At 45.9% G+C, this 6,194-nt stretch carries 5 protein-coding genes; 1 reads left to right on the forward strand and 4 read right to left on the reverse strand.

The window, feature by feature from the left end; all coding sequences use genetic code 11:
• Positions 1–32 precede the first annotated feature (32 nt).
• From rpsR to rnr, 4 genes are all read right to left on the reverse strand, one after another.
• Positions 33–260: a 30S ribosomal protein S18 gene (gene rpsR / locus AB6E78_RS18990; protein ID WP_000090472.1), complete on the reverse strand. Its 228-nt coding sequence runs from the start codon at positions 258–260 to the stop codon at positions 33–35.
• A gap of 112 nt (positions 261–372) precedes the next feature.
• Positions 373–762 carry a 30S ribosomal protein S6 gene (gene rpsF, locus AB6E78_RS18995; protein ID WP_004741278.1) on the reverse strand — a complete coding sequence of 130 codons (390 nt, stop codon included), beginning with the start codon at positions 760–762 and terminating at the stop codon, positions 373–375.
• Positions 763–1,039: 277 nt separating this feature from the next.
• Positions 1,040–1,780, reverse strand: coding sequence for a 23S rRNA (guanosine(2251)-2'-O)-methyltransferase RlmB (gene rlmB / locus AB6E78_RS19000; protein WP_017063180.1), 741 nt, complete (start codon positions 1,778–1,780; stop codon positions 1,040–1,042).
• Between the two features lie 188 nt (positions 1,781–1,968).
• The gene (gene rnr / locus AB6E78_RS19005) at positions 1,969–4,470 is read right to left on the reverse strand and encodes a ribonuclease R (protein WP_017063179.1); all 2,502 of its coding nucleotides are present in this window, start codon (positions 4,468–4,470) and stop codon (positions 1,969–1,971) included.
• A gap of 247 nt (positions 4,471–4,717) precedes the next feature.
• Here rnr and AB6E78_RS19010 point away from each other — a divergent pair, with 247 nt between their 5' ends.
• Complete coding sequence (locus AB6E78_RS19010; RefSeq protein ID WP_372134077.1) at positions 4,718–6,127, forward strand: amidohydrolase; 1,410 nt, start codon at positions 4,718–4,720, stop codon at positions 6,125–6,127.
• The last annotated feature ends 67 nt before the right edge of the window (positions 6,128–6,194 follow it).

The raw sequence follows: 6,194 nt of genomic DNA on the forward strand, positions 1-6,194 counted from the left end.
AGTCCTCTTAAACTATTATTAACTATTACCGATTACTGATGCTTGTCAGTGTACGGTAGTAGAGCTAGGTAACGAGAACGCTTGATAGCGCGAGCTAGTTGACGCTGGTACTTAGCGCTTGTACCAGTGATACGGCTAGGTACGATTTTACCAGCTTCAGTGATGTAGTTTTTAAGAGTTGCTACGTCTTTGTAGTCAATCTCTTGTACGCCTTCTGCAGTGAAACGGCAGAATTTACGACGACGGAAGAAACGAGCCATGGGCTATCTCCTGATCTTAAATTTAGTAAAGCGGTCTTTCACAATTATCGAAATAACTATCAATGACCTAAAACAAGTTGAGAATTTTTTAAGGCGTTAAGCCAAAAAAGAATTACTCAGCAGCTGCTTCTGGTTTAGCTTCTGTACGCTCTTCGCGACGAGGAGCACGCTCTGCACGCTCTTCTTTTTGCTTAAGCATAATAGATTGCTCAGTCACAGCGCCTTTAGTGCGCATGATCATGTTACGTAGAACTGCATCGTTGAAACGGAAAGCAGTTTCTAGCTCGTCAATCACTTCTTGACCAGCTTCAACGTTCATAAGAACGTAGTGAGCTTTGTGAAGCTTGTTGATTGGGTAAGCCATTTGACGACGACCCCAGTCTTCTAGACGGTGGATAGTACCGCCAGCTTCAGTGATAGAACCAGTGTAACGCTCGATCATGCCAGCAACTTGCTCGCTTTGATCAGGGTGAACCATGAATACGATTTCGTAATGACGCATTTGGTTGCTCCTTACGGATTATTAGCTTCCACGAGTGGCCCGGTCGTCCAGAGGAAGCAAGGAACTAAAGATAAATGACCGAGTTTTAAGGACGGCAAATGTTATAGAAAGAACCCGGTATTGGCAAGCGCTATTTGGTGAATAATGAAACAGTTTTTCTGTCGCCATCTAGCCATCCGACAAACCGATGGATTTTGCTATAACAGCCTAAAAAGAAACGCCCACCAGCAAGTGGTGAGCGCTAATAAATTCATAGACTTAAAGCAGCGTTAACGCATTACTGAGCTAAACGCTGTCTTACCGCTTCGAACAGGCAAATACCCGACGCCACAGAAACATTTAAGCTCGATACGCTACCTGCCATTGGAATCTTAATCAGATCATCGCAAGTTTCACGAGTTAAACGACGCATACCGTCACCTTCTGCACCCATAACTACCGCAAGAGGACCCGTTAGCTTCGCTTGATAGATATCATGCGTTGCTTCACCTGCCGTACCCACAAACCATACGCCCTGCTCTTGCAGTGCACGCATTGTGCGAGCTAGGTTGGTTACGCGCACGAGAGGAACCGTTTCAGCTGCGCCACATGCAACCTTGCTTACCGTTGCTGTTAACGGCGAAGAGCGATCTTTAGGTACGATAACAGCAGCGACACCTGCGGCATCCGCGTTACGTAGACAAGCGCCTAGGTTATGAGGGTCTGTTACGCCGTCTAGAACTAACAGCAAAGGCTGTTCGTGCTGCGCTAGGATATCGTCTAGGTGAGTTTCATTAAGCTGCTTAGCAGGCTTCACCTTAGCAATAAGACCTTGGTGATTCGCACCTTGTGCTTTTTCATCCAACGGCTTACGACCCATCTGTTGAATCGACACACCAAACTGTTGCAGTTGGTTCAGTAATGGAAGAAGACGCTCGTCTTGGCGACCTTTCAATACATACGCTTCGATAAAACGTGCAGGATCTTTTTCTAGTACGGCTTTCACCGCGTGAATACCGTAAATAAATTCGTTACTCATTGTCTCAACTTACTCTTATTGCTCAGAGATGAATGACATCAATGCCGATGCATCCCTCTCTGTGTTGTTCATTTCGAGAGTATGCGTCTTGTGCCTGATACTCTCGCATTAAAGTCATTTCACACTAAATCAGTAGGCGCTAAACCTGATTAGCAGAGCGCCTTATTTAGCCTTAAGATCTATCAGTCTTAAGAGTTATCAGCCTTTGGCTTACGGCTTGCAGCACGCTTTTTCTTAGCGCGAGCTTTAGCAGCACCGGTTTTATTCGCTGGCTTTTTCTTCTTAGCAGGGCCTTCGCTGCTTCCGTCAGGTCGCTTAGTTGGCTCAACCATAGGCTTCGCTGATACACCTGGCTTATTACTCTTCACTGCTGAGCGCTTCTTGCTTTTCGCCTTTTTCATCGCTTCTGCTGCACGCTTCTTGGCTGTTTTGCCTTTGCCACGCGGCTGACGATCAGTGTCTTCTAAGTCAAAGTCGATTTGGCGAGTTTCTAAATTAACCGCAGAAACCTTCACTTTAACCGAATCACCCAAGCGGTAGATATTACCTGAGCTTTCACCCACTAGACGCTGACCAACAGCATCAAATTGGTAGTAATCATTCGCTAGCGCTGAGATGTGTACCAAGCCATCAATGTGCAGTTCAGTTAGACGAACAAAGAAGCCAAAACCAGTCACGTTGGCAATCACACCATCCATCACCTCACCGACATGGTCTTGCATGTATTCACACTTCAACCAGTCGTTTACTTCACGCGTTGCGTCATCAGCACGACGTTCAGTCATTGAACACTGCTCGCCGTAGAAGTCCATATCATCGAAAGTGTAGTGGTAACCACCAGTTGGCGTCCAACGTTCGCTGTTACGACCTTCTTCTTTCGCAATAAGGTACTTAATCGCACGGTGCAATAGCAAATCTGGGTAACGACGAATTGGCGAGGTAAAGTGAGCATAGCGTTTAAGAGCTAAACCAAAGTGACCCGCGTTATCCGCGTTGTATACCGCTTGCTTCATTGAGCGTAGCAGCATAGTTTGGATTAATTCACGATCTTCACGTTCATTAATCTGTTGCATCAGTTGTGCATAGTCTACTGGTGATGGCGACAGACCACCTTCCAGTGTTAAACCTAATTCACTTAAAAAGCTCTTGAAGCCCATTAAGCGCTCTTCGCCCGGAGTTTCGTGAACACGGTACAGCGCAGGCTCTTTCGCTTTTTCTACGTAAGATGCCGATGCGATATTCGCAAGAATCATACATTCTTCGATGATCTTGTGTGCATCGTTACGAATTACTGGCTCAATACGGTCAATCTTACGATCCGCATTGAAGATAAACTTAGTTTCTACCGTTTCAAATTCAATCGCACCACGTTCGTCACGCGTTTTCTTAAGCACCTTATACATCTTATGAAGCTCTTCAAGATGTGGTACTTCAGGTTCGTAACGCTCACGTAATTCTTCATTGCCATCTAAGATCGCGCCTACTTTGTTATAAGTAAGACGAGCATGAGAATTCATTACCGCTTCGTAGTGCTTGTAGCCTGACAGTTTACCTTTGTCTGAGATAGTCATCTCACACACCATACATAAACGGTCTACCTGAGGGTTCAATGAACACAAACCATTTGAAAGCACTTCTGGCAGCATTGGCACGACTTGTGACGGGAAGTATACCGAGTTACCACGGTTAATCGCTTCTTTGTCTAGCGCTGTATCTGGGCGAACGTAGTAACTTACGTCAGCAATCGCTACCCATAGACGCCAGCCGCCGCCTTTCTTCGCTTCACAGTAAACCGCATCATCGAAGTCACGCGCATCTTCACCATCAATGGTAACCAATGGCAGTTTACGCAGGTCTACACGTCCTTCTTTTGCTTCTTCAGGAACATGCTCACCTAGGTTTTCGATTTGCTTATCTACCGCTTCAGGCCACTCTTGTGGGATCTGGTGAGTACGGATCGCAATCTGCGTTTCCATACCCGGCGCCATGTTTTCACCAAGAACTTCGGTTACTTTCCCCATCATGTTACGAGAACGACCACCGCGATCCGTAATTTCAATCACAACCACATTACCCATTCGAGCACCGCCTTTATGCTCAGTAGGGATCTGGATGTCGTGACTAATACGCGAATCATCAGCAACAACGTAAGAATGGCCGTACTCTAGGAAGAAGCGACCAACAAGTGGCGTTTTACGCTCTTCAAGCACACGAACCAAGCGACCTTCACGACGGCCACGCTTACTGTTGTCAGTAGGCTGAACCAATACGTAATCACCGTGCATGATGGTTTTCATCTGATGATGCGGCAGCACGATATCATTGTCTTTACCCACACTGCCGTCTGGGCGAACCCAACCATGACCGTCTTTATGACCAATCACATAGCCTTTGATCAGTTCCATCTTCTCAGGCAATGCGTAGCACTGACGACGAGTAAAGATAAGCTGTCCATCACGCTCCATTGCACGCAAACGACGACGCAGCCCTTCATATTGTTCCTCTCCAGCAAGACCCAAAGCTTCGAATAGATCGTTGCGGTTCATCGGAATATTCGCGTCTGTTAGAAACGAAATAATGAACTCTCGGCTTGGTACTGGGTTATCGTAATTTTTCGACTCTCGGTCGGCAAAAGGATCAACAGTGGTTGTCGCTGTCGTATTTTCTGACGTTGGTGTGTTTTTTGACATAGGCGGGCCTGCTTAAGCAAGGAAGGTATATACCCCTAGTATATCTGATGCTAGGGGTAAGCTACAGATATGCTTTAGAAAACACTCAAATAACCTCAGATTGATACATATCTTCACTTTGTGAAACATCGCTTCATAGACGTGGATTATCATCAAAATTTCAAGCAAACGATAAAACAAACGTTTGCGCCATGAATGAAATACACTATTATCCACGCACTTTACCAACTCCTGTTCTGGGTATGATATGAAACTAAAACGCACTTTATTGGCTTCAGCTATGGCGAGCCTAGCGCTGTTCCCATTCGCAAGTTCGGCAATGGAAAAGGCTGACCTGATGATTACCGATGCGATGGTTCTAACCATGAACCAAGACAAAACGGTTTATGAAAGCGGTACTGTTGTCGTCAAAGACAACAAAATCATTGCGGTTGGAGATGCTTCACTAGAGAAGCAGTACCAAGCTAAGCAAGTGTTAGACGTGGATGGCGATATCGTTATGCCAGGTCTCATCAATACCCATACTCATGTATCAATGACAGTTTTCCGTTCGTTAGCCGATGATGTGCCAGATCGCCTGCACCGTTACATCTTTCCGCTAGAGAAGAAGCTAGTATCGCGAGACATGGTACGCATTGGTGCGAACCTAGGTAACGTTGAAATGGTGAAAGGCGGTGTGACCACTTACGCCGACATGTACTACTTCGAAGATGAAGTCGCAAAAACCGTCGATAAGATCGGTATGCGTGCCATCCTAGGTGAAACGGTGATTAAGTTCCCTGTAGCCGATGCGGCCAACGCCGAAGAAGGCATTAAGTACGCGTTGAACTTCATTGAAGAATACAAAGATCACCCACGCATCACACCAGCGTTTGCCCCACATGCGCCTTACACCAACACCACAGAGATCCTTCAGAAAATATCTAAGCTCTCCCTAGAATTAGATGTTCCAGTAATGATTCACCTTGCAGAATCACACCGTGAAGAAGAGAAAATCGCAGAGCGTTCTGATGGATTGTCCCCGGTTCAATACATGGACAGCATTGGCGCACTCGACAAGAACTTGGTGGGTGCACACATGATCCTCGTTGACGAACATGATATCGAACTGGTGAAGAAATCGGATATGGGTGTAGCTCATAACATGAGTGCTAACATCAAGTCAGCAAAAGGTGTATCACCTGCCCTTAAGATGTATGACGAGAACGTGCGTATCGGTTTAGGTACTGATGGCCCAATGTCTGGTAACACACTGAGCACCATTGATGAGTTCAACCAAGTCGCTAAAGTTCACAAGCTAGTTAACAAAGATCGTGCTGCGATGCCGCCGATCAAAGTGATCGACATGGCGACAATGGGTGCAGCAAAAGCGCTGCACATGGAAGATAAGATCGGCTCTCTTGAAGCAGGCAAACTGGCTGACATCATAGTGATCGATACTAAGGCGCCAAACATGGTTCCAGTCTACAACCCATACTCAGCACTGGTGTACTCAGCTAACTCAGGCAATGTTCGTCACTCCATCGTTGATGGCAAGATCATCATGCAAGATCGCGACATGCTAACGGTAGACGAAGATAAGATTCGTCAAGAAGCACTCGATTTCACCAAGGTTGTTCGTGAAACGGTGATTGAGTCTGGTGAGGTGGTTCAATAACGCTACCGAATTATACCAATTAAAGTAAAAATGTGATCTAATTAAGATTGATGAATTATTGTGAAAT

Origin of the sequence: Vibrio sp. 10N.247.310.98 (assembly GCF_041467395.1) — a bacterium.
In the GTDB taxonomy this organism is placed as follows: domain Bacteria; phylum Pseudomonadota; class Gammaproteobacteria; order Enterobacterales; family Vibrionaceae; genus Vibrio; species Vibrio crassostreae_C.